Source organism: Sneathiella sp., from assembly GCF_041689005.1.
GTDB lineage: Bacteria > Pseudomonadota > Alphaproteobacteria > Sneathiellales > Sneathiellaceae > Sneathiella.
Genome location: NZ_JBDNHC010000079.1, coordinates 1 through 18234, shown reverse-complemented (window position 1 = coordinate 18234; position 18234 = coordinate 1). Strand labels below are relative to the sequence as shown.

Genomic DNA, 18234 nt, shown 5'->3' with positions numbered 1-18234 from the left:
TGACCAGGGATTCCTTGTCGTTAAGAGACGTCGCATCGTTGACTTTAAGGTTTTCTCCCGAATAGGATCCGATTTTCTCGCTGTAGGTTGCGACCATATAATCGCGAAAGACAGACTGAAACTCTTTTTTCTGGGCGTCAGAGGCATTTCGCCACGCATTTCCGAGGACAAAACGGCCGACCAGTTTCATGTCAAAGCCCTCATCCATGTAATTTTCGAACTGCTCATTTTTCTGTTCGGGCGAGAGCGAATTGTTAGCGAGAGTCTCGACGGCCTTATTCCCAAGGGATTTAACGAGATCGATTGCGGCCTGTTCTTTTGTCTCTGTCGCGGAAACCGCCGACGGTATGGCTGATGCTGCCGTCACGGCAATAATCATAAAAAGAGCAGGCAGAATTTTAGTCTTCAGCATTTAATATACTCCCAATGGAACATGCCGGTTTATTATCTGAAATCCCAGAATATTACGACGTGTGGGACAGTTATTCTTTCGTCGATGCAGTTTTGTCATCATCGAAAGACATATTGGGTAATTGTGTTGGATTGCTGGCGCCATTAAGGATTAAGTTTGTCCGGTGCTGACGGTAGAGGCTTCTTACCGTCGCGTAAAAATCGATGGCGTTTTTCTCGATCTCATCAAGCGCCTCGATGGAGCGGGAGCGCGAATCAATGCCGCTGACAACGCCGCGATAAATGCCGACTTCCTCAATGCCATTTTCCCGGGCCGCGTAATTGACGGGATCGGCAAAATAATCGGCAACCATGCCGGTCGCCGCGCGTGTTGTACTCGGACCGATCAGGGGAAGGACCAAATAGGGGCCTTCCGGAGCCCCCCAGATGGCAAATGTCTGCCCCATGTCTTCCTTTTGTGTGTTGAGTTGCGCCACATCGAACAAACCGCCCACACCGAAGAAGGTATTGGTGAAGAAGGCGCCCATATTGTCACCGGCACGATTGAGATCGCCCTGCAGAACATTATTGATCAGATAAATCGGCTGCGACAGGTTGGTCAGGAAATTACGGACGCTGTTGCGAACGCCAAGCGGCAGAACGCCGCGATAAATTTCGGCAACCGGCTTTAAAAACAGGGCATCGAGCGCATAGTTAACGTCAAAGAAATACCGGTTCATCGGTTCCAGCGGGTCATAAACCTCGTCATACATAACCGCGACGGCTTTCCCTTCCTTAGCAGGCGGGGTCGCACAGGCGCTTATAGAGGCAACGATTGCGATGGCTGTCATTTGTTTTACAGCGGACGACAGGATTATTCGCAAACCCATATTGATATTTCCCGTTTCTTTACTATCGATCACTTAATTTAAAATCGTACCCTAAGCGGCTACCATTACCAAAAGCTTTAATTGTCCATTTTTTTATTTCTCTATTCACATTCAGGAAAAATAAATACGAACAAATCAAGAAAATGTCATTTTCTGGTACCACAGGGGCGGATTCAACGCGAGTCGGCGGCTAGGAACGGTTTTAAAATCCTCACCCGGTGTTGCGAAAAAGTCGCTTTTATGGGCCTATTTTCTCTGTACAAAGATATAAGAATATGTTTATGTCATTTAAACTATTGAAATTGAGGAGGTTACTTTGGATAACTTGCTTCAAGGATTGCGGGCCGCCGGAGAAGAAACCCGGTTGAGATTGTTGGTATTATGCGGCCATTCGGAACTGACGGTAAGTGAACTGACCCAGATTCTGGGCCAGAGCCAACCCCGGGTGTCCCGTCATTTAAAGCTTCTGTGTGAAGCAGGTCTGCTTGACCGTTTTCAGGAGGGAAGCTGGGTTTATTATCGGCTTTCGAGCAAGAATAGCAGTTCTCTTCTTGCCCGCACGCTTGTGGATCTGGTGCCGGAAGCCGATTTCACTGTGTCGCGGGATCTGGAACGTCTGGAGATTGTGAAAACGACACGGGTTCTGGCGGCGGAAGAATATTTCCGGGAAAATGCGCCTCACTGGCGGGAAATACGCTCGCTTCATGTGCCGGAAATGGACGTTGAAAAAGCGTTGCTGGATATCTTCCGGGATCAGAAGATCGTCGATTTTCTGGATATCGGGACTGGAACGGGCCGGATGCTCGAATTGTTCGGGCCAGATGTAACCCATGCCATTGGTGTTGACAGCAGCCGTGAAATGCTGTCTTTCGCCCGCGCTGCGATCGAGGATGCGGGTCTTCGCAATTGCCAGGTGCGGCTCGCGGATATGTATAACCTGCCCTTTGCCAATCAGTCACAGGATGCCATCGTTATTCATCAGGTGCTGCATTATGCCGAAGATCCGGAAAAAGTCATTCATGAGGCCGCCCGTTTACTCCGTCCTGGAGGCGTCATGGCAATCGTAGATTTTGCGCGTCATAACGTCCAAAGCCTGCAAAGCGAGCACGCACATCGCCAGATGGGGTTTGCCGAACAGGATATCTGGCAGAGTTGTGAGGACGCTGGTCTCATTAGCCAGAATATACAAGTTCTTAAAGGGGATCCCCTTACAGTTAATATCTGGACCGCCACGCCGGCGTCCAGCGTACAGTCTATCGGAGACGTTGCATCATGATTATGTCGGGTATTTCAACCAGCCAAAAATCGGGGAACGAACTGCTCGCGCCGCGGCCCGCAAACCGGGTTGAGGTTTCCTTTGAGTTTTTCCCACCCACGTCAGACGCACTCGCGGAAAAGCATTGGCAGGCGCTTAACCGCCTTGCGCCCCTTGGGCCCAAATTCGTGTCGGTGACCTATGGCGCGGGAGGATCGACCCGGGAACGCACCCATGCAATGGTCACGAGGATCCGGCAGGAAACAGACCTGGAACCGGCGGCACATCTTACTTGTGTGGGGGCCGAAATCGGGGAAATTGACGAGGTTGCCGAAAATTACTGGCAGAGCGGCATCCGCCATCTTGTCGTGCTGCGCGGCGATCCGCCGGAAGGCAGCACAAAGTTTTCCCCGCATCCGGGCGGGTTCAACGGGTCCGTCGAGTTGATCACCCATTTAAAGAAACAGCATGATTTTGAGATTTCCGTTGGCTGTTATCCTGAAATTCACCCGGATGCGAAATCAAGCCTGGCCGACATTGATTACCTGAAACGCAAGATGGACGCTGGGGCCACACGCGCGATCACGCAGTTTTTCTTCGACCCTGAGGTTTACCTGCGGTTTGTTGACCGGGCGCGTACCCACGGCATTACAATCCCCATTGTGCCGGGTATCCTACCGGTGTCGAGCTATTCGAAAATCCGCAAGTTCGCCGGCCAGTGCGGCACGCAGGTTCCGGCATGGCTCACCCATCTGTTCGAGAATCTGGACGAGGACCCAGCGACGCGTAATCTTGTCGCCGCCATGGTGGCATCGGAGCAATGCCGGCAGTTGCAGCGGGCAGGGGTCGCCGATTTTCATTTCTATACATTGAATCGGGCCGATCTGGTTTATTCGGTTTGCCACACCTTGGGCTTGCGCCCTGATCAGAATTTCGCTGCGGTATAAACTCTCTTCACATATTTCCTCCATAAGGTTCGTTATGAAAAAATCACCGGCATTCGCACAGCTTGAGGCTATTCTCGATAAAAGAATCATGGTTCTTGATGGGGCCATGGGCACCATGATCCAGGGATACCGGCTTGCCGAAGAGGATTACCGCGGCACAGCCTATGCAACGTCGGCGACCGATCTCAAGGGAAACAATGATCTGCTGACCCTGACCAAGCCGGACGTGATCGAGAAGATCCACGATGACTTTCTGGCGGCCGGCGCAGATATCCTGGAAACCAACACCTTTAATTCCACTGTCATCGCGCAGGCCGACTACAAGCTGGAAAGTGCGGTATATGAGCTGAACAAGCAGGCGGCCGCTCTCGCGCGTAAAGTCGCCGATAGATGGACAATAAAGACCCCGGACAAACCGCGCTTTGTCGCCGGGGTTCTGGGCCCGACCAACCGCACCGCGTCGATCTCACCGGATGTGAATGACCCGGGCTATCGCAATGTGACCTTCGATGCCTTGGTGGAGGCCTATGACGGCGCGCTCCGTGGCCTGATGGAGGGTGGTGCGCAAATCATCCTGATTGAGACTGTTTTTGACAGCCTCAACTGCAAGGCCGCCATTTATGCGGTACTGCGTTATTTCGACGAGGTTGGAGTTCGCCATCCGGTGATGGTCTCCGGTACCATTACGGATGCTTCCGGCCGCACATTGTCCGGGCAGACTCCGGAAGCCTTCTGGGCGTCTATGTCACACGTGGAACCAATCAGTATCGGCTTTAATTGTGCATTGGGGGCCAAGGACTTGCGGCCGCATGTTCAGGCGGTATCTTCGATTGCCAATACCCACGTCAGCGTGCACCCGAATGCGGGCCTTCCCAATGAGCTTGGCGACTATGACGATACGCCTGCCTACATGGCCGAGCAGCTTGGCGAGTTTGCGGCAAGCGGCCTGGTGAATATCGTTGGTGGATGCTGTGGCACACGTCCTGAGCATATTGCCGCCATTGTCGAGGCAGTGTCGAAAATCCGCCCTCGGCAAATTCCGGATATCGAGCCCGTCTGCCGCCTGAGCGGTCTGGAGCCTCTCTATATGGACGATGTGGCCGGTTTCGTGAATGTTGGCGAGCGCACCAATGTCGCCGGTTCTGCCAAGTTCAAGAAGCTGGTGATGGACGGGGAATATGACACGGCCCTCGATGTCGCGCGCGAACAGGTGTTGAACGGCGCGCAGATCGTCGATGTTAATATGGACGATGCCATGTTGGACGCCAAGTCGGCCATGACCACCTTCCTCAACCTCATCGCCTCCGAACCGGACATCAGCCGGGTACCGCTGATGGTCGACAGCTCTAAATGGGAAGTGCTGGAGGCCGGTCTCAAGACTATGCAGGGCAAGGGCGTCGTCAACTCCATATCCTTGAAGGAAGGCGAAGCCGAGTTCATCGCCCATGCACAGGAGGTCCGCCGCTACGGCGCTGCCGCTGTAGTCATGGCGTTTGATGAGGACGGTCAGGCAGACGGCAAGGAGCGGATGATTGAGATCTGCACCCGCTGCTACAAAATATTGACGGAAGTCGTCGGTTTTCCGCCGCAGGATATCATTTTTGACCCCAATATCTTCCCGATCGCCACTGGCATTGACGAGCATCGCAACTTCTCCCGCGATTATATCGAGGCGACGAAGGAGTTGAAGGCAACTCTCCCGCATATCCAGATCAGCGGTGGCGTCAGCAACATGTCCTTTTCCTTGCGCGGCAATAACCCGATGCGCGAGGCCATGCATTCAGTCTTCCTCTATCACGCGGTCAAGGCGGGTATGGACATGGGGATCGTCAACGCGGGTCAGCTCGCAGTCTATTCCGATATTCCCGATGACCTTCGCGACAGGATTGAGGATGTGGTCTTCAACAAGCGCGATGATGCGACTGACCGCCTGCTGGAGGTGGCCGAACAGGCTATCGGCCAGAAACGCAACAATGTGGTTGATCTAACCTGGCGCGAGGGCACGGTCGGGGAACGGCTAAGTCATTCTCTGGTCAAGGGCATCACGGATTTTATTATCGAGGATACGGAAGAAGCACGGCTTCAGTTCCCGCGTCCGATACAGGTGATTGAAGGCCCGCTGATGGACGGCATGAACGTCGTTGGCGATCTGTTTGGCTCAGGCAAGATGTTCTTGCCGCAGGTGGTCAAGAGTGCCCGCGTCATGAAGCAGGCGGTGGCCAATCTGCTCCCCTTTATCGAGGCGGAGAAAGACAAGAGCGGAATCGCACAGACCAAGGGCAAGGTCCTGATGGCAACGGTCAAGGGAGATGTTCATGATATCGGCAAGAATATCGTTGGCGTCGTCCTGCAATGCAATAATTTCGAGGTCATCGACCTCGGTGTCATGGTGCCTTATTCGAAGATACTGGAAACGGCGATCGCCGAAAAGGTGGATATCATCGGGCTTTCGGGCCTGATTACACCATCGCTTGAGGAAATGGCGACGGTGGCGGCAGAAATGCAGCGCCTGGGCTTTGAGCTGCCGCTATTGATTGGCGGGGCGACCACGTCAAAGGTGCATACGGCGCTTAAAATTGCGCCGCAATATGATGGCACGACGATCTATGTCACCGATGCTTCACGCGCCGTCGGGATTGCAACAAAACTTACCAGTGACGAGAATAATCAGGAACTGCGTGACAGTATCAAGATCGAGTATGAGGAGGTGAGGGAGAATTACCTGAAGAAATCCCGTCCCAATGCACAATCGACGTTGGCAGAAGCGCGCGCCAATTCGGTGCCGATTGACTGGGAAGGTTATATTCCGCAAAAACCCAGCTACACAGGCCTTCGTGAATTTGTCGATGTCGATCTGGCAGAACTCGTCGACTATATCGACTGGTCGCCTTTCTTCCGTACCTGGGAGCTCGCCGGACATTACCCAAAAATACTCGATGATGAGGTGGTCGGTGAGACAGCAACCGAGCTTTATAACGACGCGCGGGCCATGCTGGACAAAGTGATTTCTGAAAAATGGATGCGCGCAGGCGCAATCATCGGCTTCTTTCCGGCAGCGCGGGTCGGTGATGATGTGGTTGTTTATACGGACGAGACGCGGCAAGAGGTCAAACATCGTTTTCATTTCCTGCGCCAGCAAATGATGCGTAAGAATGCCCGCGCCAATCATTGTCTGGCCGACTTCATTGCGTCTGCGGAGAGTGGTATCCCCGATTATATTGGTGGCTTTGCGGTGACAGCTGGTCTTGGTATTGAAGGAAAGCTTGAGGAATTCAAGCGAACCCATGACGATTACAGCAGTATTATGCTGAAGTCACTTGCCGACCGGCTTGCCGAAGCGCTCGCCGAATATATGCATGAGAAAACCCGCAAAGAGCTCTGGGGCTATGCGACGGATGAGAATTTCAGCAATGCGGAACTGGTGCAGGAAGCCTATCAGGGTATCCGTCCGGCCCCCGGCTACCCGGCCTGCCCGGAGCATTCGGAAAAGCGCGGGCTGTTCGAACTGCTGGACGCCGAGAACCGCGTTGGTATTGTTCTTACTGAGAGTTTCGCAATGATGCCAGCCTCATCGGTCTCCGGCTATTATTTTTCCCATCCGGATGCACGGTATTTCGGCGTCGGTAATGTCAGCCGTGATCAGGTTGAGGATTATGCCAGTCGCAAGGATATTTCTCCGGATGCGGCAGAACGGCTTCTCGCCTCAAATCTCGCTTATGAAAGGGTGCGTCGCGCAAAAACGTGAAGCGGAGTGACAGGAAGTTGATTTAACTCTGCCGCACGGCACAGCCATAATGGGCGCAGGCTTTATGGAGATTAAGAATGCTTCGTTTTTTTTGCGCGACCGTGACCCTTATGTTCCTGACGGGCGTGACCACGGCGTTCGCCTTTGACGAGGTCAACAAGACGACGATCCGGGGCCTTGCTGTCGATGGTTATGACAGCGTCGCCTATTTCAGCAAGAAGGATGCAACAGGGGGGCAGGGCACTTATATCTTCGAATGGAAGGGTGCCACATGGCGCTTTGCTGATGCCGATAGCAGGGACCAGTTCGCGGCGTCCCCGACTGCGTATGCCCCGCAATATGGCGGTTATTGCTCCAACCAGATGAGCCTTGGCAATATCAGTGATATCGATCCCGGTGTGTGGTTGATCCATGACGGCAAGCTTTTTCTATTTGGCCACCAGGCCGGCAAGGACCGCTGGGAAAAGACTGGTATTGAAGCGCGTATAGCGGACGCCGACCATTACTGGCAGGACTTTCTCGCCGAGAAATAGTTTTACCGCCTATTTACCGAAACCGCCGCCCGTCGGGGTCTGGATTACAAAGATATCATCCGCCGCCATCTCGGTCTTGTCCCGCCCTTGCAAATGCTCAATCTCGCCGTTCTTGCGGATCACCCATTGATTGCCAACTTCGCCATTTCCGCCGCCTTCCAGTCCAAACGGCGGTACAACGCGGTGACTGGAGAGAAGCGCCGCCGTCATTGGCTCAAGGAAACGGATTTGACGCAGTGTTCCGTCGCCGCCTTTATGCTTGCCCTTACCGCCGGAGTTTTCACGGATCTCGAAGCTTTCAAGGACGACAGGAAAGCGCCATTCCAAAACTTCCGGATCGGTCAGGCGGGCATTGGTCATATGGGTATGAACCGCGCTGGTTCCGTCAAAATCTGGGCCTGCCCCCGCACCGCCGCAGATTGTCTCGTAATATTGGTAGGTATCATTGCCGAACGTGAAGTTGTTCATCGTCCCTTGCGCCGCTGCCATCACACCCAACGCCCCGAACAGGCAATCGGTGATGCATTGCGAGGTTTCAACATTGCCTGCAACTACGGCCGCCGGATATTCCGGCGATAGCATGGAACGGTCCGGCACGATAATCTCAAGCGGTTTCAGGCAGCCCGCATTGAGCGGGATATCGCTGTCCACGAGGCAGCGGAAGACATAGAGTACCGCTGCCGTGGTGACGGCACGCGGGGCATTGTAATTCGTTGGATGTTCCCCGCTCGTGCCAGTGAAATCGATAGTGGCGGTGCGCGCCTCCTTGTTAATTGAGATTTTGACCTTGATCTCGAAGCCGTCATCCATGGGGTAAGTGAAGCTGCCGTCCTTCAGGACATCCAGCACCCGGCGGACGGATTCTTCGGCATTGTCCTGCACATGGCCCATATAGGCGTGGACCACCTCCAGGCTGAAATGATCGACCATCTTGCGGAGTTCCTGAATACCCTTTTCGCAAGCCGCAATCTGCGCCTTCAGGTCTGCCATATTCTGTGCCGTGTTGCGGGACGGGTAGGCGCCGGATTTAAGGATAGCTATGATTTCGTCCTCAAGTAGTTTGCCGCCATCCACCAGCAGGATATTGTCAAGGATGACGCCTTCCTCCTCAACCGTGCGACTATCGGGGGGCATGGAGCCCGGCGTCAGCCCGCCAATGTCGGCGTGATGGCCACGGCTCGCCACATAGAAAAGAACGTCTTTACCGTCGAGGTCGAAAACAGGCGTTATCACTGTAACATCAGGGAGATGCGTGCCGCCGTTATAGGGCGCATTGAGGACGAAGACATCGCCCGCCTTCATGGTGTCACCATGTTTTGAGATCACCGCCTTGATGCTTTCGGACATGGAGCCCAGATGCACCGGCATATGCGGCGCATTGGCGATCAAGTCGCCGTTCAAATCGAAGACCGCGCAGGAAAAATCGAGCCGTTCCTTGATGTTCACAGAATAGGCGGTTTTCTCCAAAACTGTTCCCATCTGCTCGGCAACATTCATGAAGAGATTGTTGAAAATCTCCAGCATCACCGGATCAACTTCGGTGCCGATGGCCATTGCCCGTTTTAGCTCTGTCACCCGCGAGAGGATCAAATGGCCACGGCGGGTCATTTCCGCCTGCCAGCCAGACTCGATCACTGTGGTGCCGGTGGTCTCGACGATGACGGCGGGTCCGTTGACTTTGGCGCCTGCGGTAAGTTTGTCGCGGTCATAGAAGGGGCAGCTCTGCCATTTTTTGTCGATAAAGATATCCCGCCGCGAGAGCGGCTCCGGATCGGCCCTCGTTTCGGCGGCGGGCAATTCGGGGTCGCTGACCTTGTCACCCGCGCCGATCACCTCGACCGCGACCGCCTCGACGATCATCTCCTTGTCCGGGGTGTTAAAGCCGAAGCGTTGCCGATGTGCCGCCTCGAATGCAGTGATGACATCACCTTGCGGGCCGTCATCGACAACCATTGAGGTGTCGGAGCCGTGGTATTTGATATGCAGTTTGCGCTCAACAGTGATCCGTTCTTCCTCAACCCCCTGCGCCCGCATTTCCGCAAGGCCCTCTGTCGCGAGGGCATCGAGGGCCTCGGCGAGGCCGGTCAAGGCGTTTACTTCAAAGGTGATTTCGACAGCCTTCTCTTTCATCACCCGCAGGTCCGCGAGGCCCATGCCAAAGGCCGACAACACACCTGCATAAGGGTGCAACATGATTTTCTTCATGCCAAGGCTGTCGGCGACCATACAGGCATGCTGCCCGCCCGCACCGCCAAAGGAAGTCAGGACATATTCAGAGACATCATAGCCGCGCTGAACAGAGATTTTCTTAATGGCATTGGCCATATTCTCAACCGCAATAAAAAGGAACCCGCCCGCGACTTCTTCCGCCGTGCGGGTATCGTTGGTCGCCTCGTTGATGTTCTTCGCGAGGGCTGCGAATTTCTCGCGCACGATCCCAGCATCGAGCGGCTCATCCGCATTGGGGCCGAAGACCTTGGGGAAAAATTCCGGTGCCAGCTTGCCGAGCATGACATTGCAGTCGGTGACCGTCAGCGGCCCGCCCTTGCGATAACAGGCGGGCCCCGGATTAGCCCCGGCACTGTCCGGGCCAACCTTGTAGCGCGCGCCATCAAACTCAAGGATCGAGCCGCCACCCGCAGCCACCGTATTGATCAGCATCATTGGAGCGCGCATGCGGACGCCTGCTACCTCGGTCTCGAAGGTGCGCTCATACTCGCCGCCGTAATGCGACACATCGGTTGACGTGCCGCCCATATCGAAGCCGATCACCTTCTTGAAGCCGGCCATGGCCGAGGTTTGCACCATGCCAACCACACCGCCCGCAGGGCCGGACAGGATGGCGTCCTTGCCCTGAAAGAAATGCGCGTCCGTCAGGCCACCGTTGGACTGCATGAACATCAGGCGGGTATCGCCGAGCTCGGAGGCAACCCGGTCAACATAGCGGCGGAGGATGGGGGAGAGATAGGCATCGACCACCGTGGTATCGCCACGACTGACCAGTTTCATCAGCGGACTGGCCCCATGGCTGGTAGAGATTTGGGTGAAACCGATTTCCTTGGCGATTTCCGCGATCCGTTGCTCATGGTCGGGATAGCGGTAGCCATGCATAAAGACGACGGCGCAGACGCGAAGGCCGCTATCATAGGCGATCTGTAGATCCGCGCGGGCCTGATCCTCATTGAGGGGACGAATGAGTTTTCCGTCGGCGCCAATCCGCTCCTCCACTTCAATCACGGATTTGTAGAGCATTTCCGGCAGCTTGATATTGAGGTCAAACAGTCTTGGCCGGGTCTGGTAGCCGATCTTGAGACTGTCACGAAAGCCTTTAGTTGTCACCAGCACCAGCGGCTCGCCTTTGCGTTCCAGCAGGGCATTGGTGGCGACGGTCGTGCCCATCTTGACCGCGTTGATCTGGTCGGCGGGGATATCACTGTATTTGTCGATCCCGAGCAGATCACGGATGCCTTGCAGGGCGGCATCCTCATATTGCTCCGGATTTTCGCTTAAAAGCTTGTGCGTGACGATGCTGCCATCGGGTTTGCGCGCGACAAGGTCGGTAAAGGTGCCGCCGCGATCAACCCAGAATTGCCAATCACCAGTTGTTGCAGGCCCTATTGAATTCGTCATTTGCTGTCAAACCTGAAATTTACGATACGGAAAATGCCACCTTCCTCATTACCATCCATGCCCGGTCCGCGTAAAGGCGTGTTCAGCCGCGATTGCAGAATTGCATTCACGAAATCTGCAAGCGGCTCGTTTATCTCCGACTAGCACAGGGCGCAGAAGGTAGGGCAGAGCATGAGCAGCAAACAGGCAAAAGAGCAGGATGGTTTTAGGCGATTATCAGACTCGCCCATCTGGGATTTACAGCGGACCTATTACCGGCAAATGGGTCCTGATGCCTGGCAGCCGAACGCGGTGCCAAGCTATATCACCACGAATCCCTTTATTGCCAGATGTTATGCCAAGGTTATCGATGGCTTTTTCAAGGATTTTGCAAAACCTCAACTGGGCAAACGCCGCGAGAATACTCAATATATTCTGGAACTCGGCGCGGGCTCCGGCCGCTTCGCCTATCGCTTTCTCAAGCATTTCCATTCGACCGAGGAAGTCGCAATCCGCCGGAAACAGGATATTGTCTATGTCATGACGGATATCAGCGAGGCCAATATTACCTTCTGGCGTAGCCATCCGCAGCTAAAACCATTTATTGATCAGGGGCTTGTCGATTTTGCCTATTTGGATGTCATGAACAGCCACAGCATTCATCTGCTGATATCAGGCAGAAAAATCGCGCCCGGCTCGTTGTCGACGCCGCTCGGCGTTATCGCGAATTACGTCATTGACAGCGTTCCCCATGATCTTTTCAGTCTTGCGGGAAACAAATTGAAGGCACGGCTGGTTAAACACAGCATAATGCCCGGAGATGAAACAATTGCCGCCATCGTCCGCAATACCGAGTTTGACTATTCGGAGGAGGCCTGTTCGCTACCCTTTTACGATAATGCAGACTGGAACAGGATTCTTGGTAGCTATAAAAAAACGAAGGAATCTTTTCACTTCTCCCTTCCCGTCGGCGGATTTCAGGTGATCGATCGCATGAGCGCTCTGACGACCGGACCGATGTTCCTACTGACGGGGGATTTTGGCGCGATCGATATGTCTGAACTTAAAAGCCTGCCGCCGCGCCACGTGGTGCGCAACGGCACCTATTCGCTGCATGTGAATTTCCATGCCTTGTCAAAATATGTGGAAAACAAACGTGGTCAGGTTTTCTTAGCCGGGCATTCGAAATCTTCGTTGGAAATTGCCGGGTTCCTGCTGCGTGCTGGCCGCCGCAAACCGAAACATACTAACCGTGAATTTGAGGCCCATATCCGGAAATTCGGGCCCGATGAGTTTTTCGCCTTAAAGAAAATTGTGGAGGATAATTTTAACGGACTGTCGCTGCCGCGAATATTGGCTTTGCTACGGATGAGTTGCTGGGATACCAAGTTTTTTAATGGATGTGCTGACGCACTTTCCCGGGCGCTGCCGGAGGCAAGTGCCTTTGAACGGGATTCCGTAGTCGAGGCGCTTAATAATGTTGAGAGCATGCATTTTCGCTGTAGCAGGGCGGAGGATCCCACTCTTTCCATCCTCAAGTTACTTTGTTGTATTGGGGAGCAGGATGCCATTTTTGCTGTCATCCGAAAAAATGAAAAATACCTTCGGTCATCGGATAGCGGGTTGCTGGCTATCGCGGAGGCCTACCAGCAGTTCGGCAAAAGGAAAGAGGCCGTCAAAATTATCAATAGCCAGCTGACGCGCAACCCAGGTCATCCTCAGGCCCTGCTGATACAAAGCCGGATTCAGGGTGATATTGCCTGAAATAATCGTCGATGGCTTGATAAATTGATAACGGAAATTAAACTGTTACATGTTTAGTTCTATGATATTCATGATTTCAAACTTATCTGACAGTTTCAAGACAGGGGCACATGGCACATAAAGGAATAATACTGGCAGGGGGAACGGGCACCCGTCTTCATCCATTGACTCTGGGTGTCAGCAAGCAATTGATGCCGGTGTATGACAAGCCGATGATCTATTATCCGCTGGCGACGCTGATGCTGGCAGATATTCGTGATATCCTGATCATTACAACGCCTGAAGAACAGGCCGTTTTTCAAAAAGTATTGAAAGACGGATCACAATGGGGCCTTAACCTTACTTACGCGGTCCAGCCCTCTCCGGACGGCCTCGCGCAGGCCTTCATCATAGGCAAGGACCATGTCGGCGATGATAATTCGGCGCTGATACTTGGCGACAATATATTTTATGCCAACCGTTTTAGCTCCTTGCTGCAAAGCGCGAAAGCCCGTGAGACTGGTGCCACAATCTTTGGCTATCATGTGTCGGATCCGCAGGCCTATGGGGTTGCCGAATTTGATGAGACAGGCAAGGTTATCGGGGTTGAGGAAAAACCCGCTCATCCGAAGTCTAATTTTGCCATTACCGGGCTTTATTTCTACGATAACCAGGTTATTGATTTTGCCCGCCATCTAAAACCCAGCAAGCGCGGAGAGCTGGAAATCACTGACCTTAACCGGCTCTACCTTGAGCGTGGACAGTTGAATTTGGAGCAACTCGGGCGCGGGAGTGCCTGGCTAGATACGGGAACCCACGACAATCTGCTGGAAGCGTCCCAGTTCGTGCAGACGATTGAGAAGCGTCAGGGCCTTAAAATAGCCTGTCCTGAGGAAATTGCCTTTCAGAAGGGTTTCATTACAGCAAAGGACCTTGCCGCCCTTGCGGAACCTCTTCGCAAGAGCGGTTATGGGGATTATCTGCTGTCACTCCTTGACTAGGGCCGCGCGCTAGATAAGTCCTCGCTCCTGAAGGTTCTGAATGATCATGTCGGCGGAATCCTCAGGCGATTGCCGGGCGCCGTCAATAACGATCTCCGCATTTTCCGGCCGCTCATAGTCTGAATCGATGCCGGTGAAGTTCTTGATCTCGCCGGCGCGGGCCTTTTTATACAGGCCCTTGATGTCCCGTTGTTCACAGATTTCGAGAGGAGTATCGACAAACACCTCAAGAAATTCTCCCTCTTCCATCAGGCCACGTGCCATTTGCCGTTCACTGCGGAACGGCGAGATGAAGGAGACGAGCGTGATCAGACCGGCATCGACCATCAATCGGGCTGTTTCGCCGACCCGGCGGATATTTTCCACGCGATCGGCATCAGTAAAGCCGAGATCCCGGTTAAGGCCGTGGCGGACATTGTCGCCGTCCAGCAGGTAGGTATGCTTGGAGAGGATATGCAGCTTCTTTTCCACCAGATTGGCGATGGTTGATTTGCCCGAGCCTGACAGGCCCGTGAACCAGAGAACCGATGCCTTTTGACCCTTCTGGCTAGCACGGGCTTCTTTATGGATATCCACCGACTGCCAATGGATATTGTCAGCGCGGCGAAGAGCAAAATCAATCGTCCCAGCGGCAACAGTGGCGTTGGTGAAGCGATCGATGAGGATAAAGGACCCGGTTTGCCGGTTCTCCGAATAGGGATCGAAGGAAAGCGCTTTGTCGAGTGCGAGGTTACAGATGCCGATTTCATTCAAGCCGAGCGTCGTTGTCGCCGTATGTTCAAGAGTATTGACATTAACTTTATATTTTAAATTACTGATTTTAGCTGATGTTAGCGCGCTTCCGATTTTAATCAGGTAATTCCGGCCGGGGAGTAAAGGTTCGTTATTCATCCAGATGATCTTGGCCTCGAACTGGTCGGCGGTCGCCGGGCGTTCCTTCGTCTCGCACAGAATATCGCCGCGGCTGACATCGATCTCGTCTTCGAGGGTGAGGGTGATCGCCTGACCGGCGATCGCCTCCTCAAGGTCGCCATCAAAAGTGACTATTCTGGCGACCTTGCTGGTTTGGCCCGAGGCCGGTTCGACAATGTCATCCCCGACACGAATTGAGCCGCTGGCAATGGTGCCCGAAAATCCGCGAAAATCAAGATTGGGGCGATTAACCCACTGAACTGGCAGGCGGAAGGGCTGATTGTCGATATCACGATGAAAATCAACGGTTTCCAGATGGTTAATAACGTTAGGGCCCTGATACCAGGGCATTTCCGGGCTGGCGGCGATCATGTTGTCGCCCTTCAGCGCCGAGACGGGAATGCAGGTGATCTCATCAAACTGCAGTTGTCCGGCAAAAGCGGCATAATCCGCCTTGATCTGCTCAAATACTGCCTCGTCATAATCGACAAGGTCCATTTTATTGATCGCCAGCACAATCTTGCGGATGCCGAGCAGGGACACGAGATAGCTGTGACGCATGGTCTGGGTAAGAACCCCTTTGCGGGCATCTATCAGGATGACAGCAAGATCGGCAGTCGAGGCCCCGGTCACCATGTTCCGCGTATATTGCTCATGGCCTGGCGTATCGGCGACGATGAATTTCCGTTTTTCCGTAGCGAAAAAACGATAGGCGACATCGATAGTAATGCCTTGTTCACGCTCCGCCTGCAGGCCATCCAGCAACAGGGCGTAATCAATCTCGCCGTTTTGCGTGCCCACACGCTTGCTTTCCGCGGTGAGAGTGGCGAGTTGGTCTTCAAACAATAACTTTGAATCCCACAGCAACCGGCCGATAAAGGTACTTTTCCCGTCATCGACGCTGCCGCAGGTGATAAAGCGCAAGAGGTCCTTCTCTTCCTGAGTTTTCAGGTAGGCATCGATGTCGTCGGGAATTGTCTCGGCGTGCTGAACCATCAGAAATATCCTTCCTGCTTCTTCTTTTCCATCGAGCCGGCTTGATCCTTGTCGATCAGACGCCCCTGGCGTTCGGAGGTGCGCGCGATCAGCATTTCCTGTATAATTTCGGGAAGGGTAGCAGCCGTCGATTCGATGGCCCCCGTCAGCGGATAACAGCCGAGGGTTCGGAAGCGGATGGATTTCATCATCGGCTTTTCCCCGTCCTCCAGCGGCAGGCGGTCATCGTCCACCATGATCAGCATGCCATCCCGTTCGACGACGGGACGGACGGCGGCGTAATAAAGCGGAACAATCGGGATATTTTCCATATAGATATATTGCCAGATATCAAGCTCGGTCCAGTTGGAAAGAGGGAAGGCGCGGATGCTTTCGCCTTTTCGTACCCGCCCATTATAGAGGTTCCAAAGTTCAGGTCGCTGGTTTTTAGGGTCCCAGCGATGGTTTTCTGTCCGGAAGGAGAATACGCGTTCCTTCGCTCGCGAGGCTTCCTCATCCCGGCGCGCGCCACCAAAGGCGGCGTCAAACTTGTATTTATCAAGCGCCTGCTTGAGGGCCTCGGTTTTCATGATGTCCGTATGCAGGGAGGAGCCATGGGTGAAAGGGCCGACCTTGCGCGCCAGTCCATCCGGATTGGTATGGACCAACAATTCAACGCCATACTCCTTGACGATGGCATCGCGGAACGAAATCATTTCCCGGAACTTCCAGGTTGTATCCACATGCAGCAGCGGAAACGGGATCGGGGAGGGGTAAAAGGCTTTGCGCGCCAGATGCAGTAGAACCGCAGAATCCTTGCCGATGGAATACATCATCACCGGCTTTTCGAACTCGGAGACGACTTCCCGGAAAATATGGATGCTTTCTGCTTCCAACTGTTGAAGATGAGTCAAACGCGAATTGTTCATTTCGTTTTCGTTTCCATTCAAGGGCCGGGCCTCCGAAAGCAGCGATAGAGCAGGGATTACATAAATTCCCGATAGATAACAAGCGCTAACATCGATATTTTACGTTAAAAATATGTAATACCCGTAATTTATATAAAAAAACATGTTATAATGCGGAAATAACCCGTCGCTATTCCCCTGTCAATAGGTCGTCCTACCGAAAGATCGCGAACCATCACATCCGGTCCGTTGAAAATTAGCAAAGGAAATCAATTGAATGCAAAAGTTTTGCGCATTATCATTGTTAACTCCCTATATGTGGCGTGACGGTAAGAGAAGATTTAGTATCCGGTTTGCGTTTTCGAGTGAGGAGGGTGTCGCAATCGACAAGGATTTCAGCTATACCGACGCGCTGGTTGCCTGCCCGGAATGCGATCTCATCCACAAGGTATCCGCGATCGAGGCCGGGGAGCAGGGCCGTTGCCGCCGCTGCGCAGCATTGCTGTTTGTCCGCCATAAAAACAGCCTCGACCGGTCTTTGGCCTTTGCCCTGACCGGATTGCTGTTTTTCGTTCTGGCAAATATGTTCCCGCTTCTGATTTTTGAAATGGATGGGCAATTCCAGTCGAACCGACTTATAGACGGTGTAATTGCCTTCTGGAACGCCGGGTATTGGGAACTTAGTTTAATTGTCTTTATTTCCAGCGTTGCGGCCCCGTTCCTGATACTAAGTGTTCTTGTGTCGCTTTTAGTACCGATGCGCTTCAATAGATCACCCTCCCATCCTCAAAAGCAGATCCGGTTGTTGATCCATCTCAGGCCTTGGGCGATGTCAGAAATTTTCATTCTCGGTATCATCGTTGCCTTTGTTAAGCTTAATGATTTTGCCAATGTCTCGGTTGGCTTGTCGCTCTTTGCTTTTGTGCTGATGGTTGCAGCGACGGTTATGGCCTATTTGTCCCTCGACGACGACGCTCTTTGGTCCCGGCTGGAGGCAATCAGAGAATGACAACAGCATCAGTCACCGCCAAGTCGCTGGATGCGGTTTCGTGCCATATCTGCGGTCTGCTCATCTCCTTCGAATATATAGCGAAATCCTCGGCACGATGCCCGCGATGCGACAGTCCTTTACATAGCCGCAAGGCCAATAGCCTGAAGCGGACATGGGCCCTGCTTTTCGCGGCGCTGATTATGTACATACCCGCAAACATTTATCCGGTACTGACACTGACCAATTTTGGCCAACCGACCCCAAACACGATAATAGGCGGGGTTGTGGAACTTGCTGAGGCCAAGGAAAAGCTGTATGAGCTTAAGGGACACGGA

At 53.5% G+C, this 18234-nt stretch carries 13 protein-coding genes; 8 read left to right on the top strand and 5 right to left on the bottom strand.

Features of this window, described 5'->3' with window-relative positions:
* On the bottom strand, window positions 1-412 hold a 412-nt coding region (locus tag ACESNI_RS10120), incomplete at its 3' end, for a phospholipid-binding protein MlaC (RefSeq protein WP_373086495.1).
* 70 nt (window positions 413-482) lie between these two features.
* Window positions 483-1280, bottom strand: coding sequence for a VacJ family lipoprotein (locus tag ACESNI_RS10115; protein ID WP_373086494.1), 798 nt, complete (start codon window positions 1278-1280; stop codon window positions 483-485).
* Window positions 1281-1596: 316 nt separating this feature from the next.
* Between ACESNI_RS10115 and ACESNI_RS10110 the strand changes: the two genes are divergently transcribed.
* The 4 genes from ACESNI_RS10110 (at window position 1597) to ACESNI_RS10095 (ending at window position 7760) form a co-directional block, all read left to right on the top strand.
* Window positions 1597-2556: an ArsR/SmtB family transcription factor gene (locus tag ACESNI_RS10110; protein WP_373086493.1), complete on the top strand. Its 960-nt coding sequence runs from the start codon at window positions 1597-1599 to the stop codon at window positions 2554-2556.
* A gap of 2 nt (window positions 2557-2558) precedes the next feature.
* Window positions 2559-3482, top strand: coding sequence for a methylenetetrahydrofolate reductase [NAD(P)H] (metF, locus tag ACESNI_RS10105; RefSeq protein WP_373086496.1), 924 nt, complete (start codon window positions 2559-2561; stop codon window positions 3480-3482).
* 34 nt (window positions 3483-3516) lie between these two features.
* On the top strand, window positions 3517-7227 hold the full coding sequence (gene metH / locus ACESNI_RS10100) for a methionine synthase (protein WP_373086492.1): 3711 nt from the start codon (window positions 3517-3519) through the stop codon (window positions 7225-7227).
* Window positions 7228-7304: 77 nt separating this feature from the next.
* The gene (locus ACESNI_RS10095) at window positions 7305-7760 is read left to right on the top strand and encodes a YHS domain-containing (seleno)protein (protein WP_373086491.1); all 456 of its coding nucleotides are present in this window, start codon (window positions 7305-7307) and stop codon (window positions 7758-7760) included.
* 9 nt (window positions 7761-7769) lie between these two features.
* Here ACESNI_RS10095 and ACESNI_RS10090 read toward each other — a convergent pair whose 3' ends face one another.
* Window positions 7770-11390: a hydantoinase B/oxoprolinase family protein gene (locus ACESNI_RS10090; protein WP_373086490.1), complete on the bottom strand. Its 3621-nt coding sequence runs from the start codon at window positions 11388-11390 to the stop codon at window positions 7770-7772.
* 171 nt (window positions 11391-11561) lie between these two features.
* Between ACESNI_RS10090 and ACESNI_RS10085 the strand changes: the two genes are divergently transcribed.
* Window positions 11562-13133 (top strand): SAM-dependent methyltransferase, encoded by a 1572-nt coding sequence (locus tag ACESNI_RS10085; protein WP_373086489.1) that lies wholly within the window; start codon window positions 11562-11564, stop codon window positions 13131-13133.
* A 110-nt stretch (window positions 13134-13243) separates the two neighbouring features.
* Complete coding sequence (gene rfbA, locus ACESNI_RS10080; RefSeq protein WP_373086488.1) at window positions 13244-14113, top strand: glucose-1-phosphate thymidylyltransferase RfbA; 870 nt, start codon at window positions 13244-13246, stop codon at window positions 14111-14113.
* A 9-nt stretch (window positions 14114-14122) separates the two neighbouring features.
* Here rfbA and cysN read toward each other — a convergent pair whose 3' ends face one another.
* Both cysN and cysD read right to left on the bottom strand, forming a co-directional pair.
* Complete coding sequence (gene cysN, locus ACESNI_RS10075) at window positions 14123-16021, bottom strand: sulfate adenylyltransferase subunit CysN (RefSeq protein ID WP_373086487.1); 1899 nt, start codon at window positions 16019-16021, stop codon at window positions 14123-14125.
* A complete protein-coding gene (gene cysD / locus ACESNI_RS10070) occupies window positions 16021-16929 on the bottom strand; it encodes a sulfate adenylyltransferase subunit CysD (RefSeq protein WP_373086486.1) in 909 nt (302 codons plus the stop codon). The genes cysN and cysD overlap by 1 nt, the downstream gene beginning before the upstream one ends.
* Window positions 16930-17185: 256 nt before the next feature.
* Between cysD and ACESNI_RS10065 the strand changes: the two genes are divergently transcribed.
* The gene (locus ACESNI_RS10065) at window positions 17186-17917 is read left to right on the top strand and encodes a paraquat-inducible protein A (RefSeq protein ID WP_373086485.1); all 732 of its coding nucleotides are present in this window, start codon (window positions 17186-17188) and stop codon (window positions 17915-17917) included.
* A partial coding sequence (locus ACESNI_RS10060; RefSeq protein ID WP_373086483.1) for a paraquat-inducible protein A occupies window positions 17914-18234 on the top strand: 321 nt, incomplete at its 3' end. The genes ACESNI_RS10065 and ACESNI_RS10060, both read left to right, overlap by 4 nt.

Coding starts and splice junctions, on each gene's coding strand:
- ACESNI_RS10065 (WP_373086485.1), top strand. CDS start 17,186: ATGCAAAAGTTTTGCGCATTATCATTGTTAACTCCCTATATGTGGCGT.
- rfbA (WP_373086488.1), top strand. CDS start 13,244: ATGGCACATAAAGGAATAATACTGGCAGGGGGAACGGGCACCCGTCTT.
- cysD (WP_373086486.1), bottom strand. CDS start 16,929: ATGAACAATTCGCGTTTGACTCATCTTCAACAGTTGGAAGCAGAAAGC.
- ACESNI_RS10090 (WP_373086490.1), bottom strand. CDS start 11,390: ATGACGAATTCAATAGGGCCTGCAACAACTGGTGATTGGCAATTCTGG.
- metF (WP_373086496.1), top strand. CDS start 2,559: ATGTCGGGTATTTCAACCAGCCAAAAATCGGGGAACGAACTGCTCGCG.
- cysN (WP_373086487.1), bottom strand. CDS start 16,021: ATGGTTCAGCACGCCGAGACAATTCCCGACGACATCGATGCCTACCTG.
- ACESNI_RS10115 (WP_373086494.1), bottom strand. CDS start 1,280: ATGGGTTTGCGAATAATCCTGTCGTCCGCTGTAAAACAAATGACAGCC.
- ACESNI_RS10085 (WP_373086489.1), top strand. CDS start 11,562: ATGAGCAGCAAACAGGCAAAAGAGCAGGATGGTTTTAGGCGATTATCA.
- ACESNI_RS10095 (WP_373086491.1), top strand. CDS start 7,305: ATGCTTCGTTTTTTTTGCGCGACCGTGACCCTTATGTTCCTGACGGGC.
- metH (WP_373086492.1), top strand. CDS start 3,517: ATGAAAAAATCACCGGCATTCGCACAGCTTGAGGCTATTCTCGATAAA.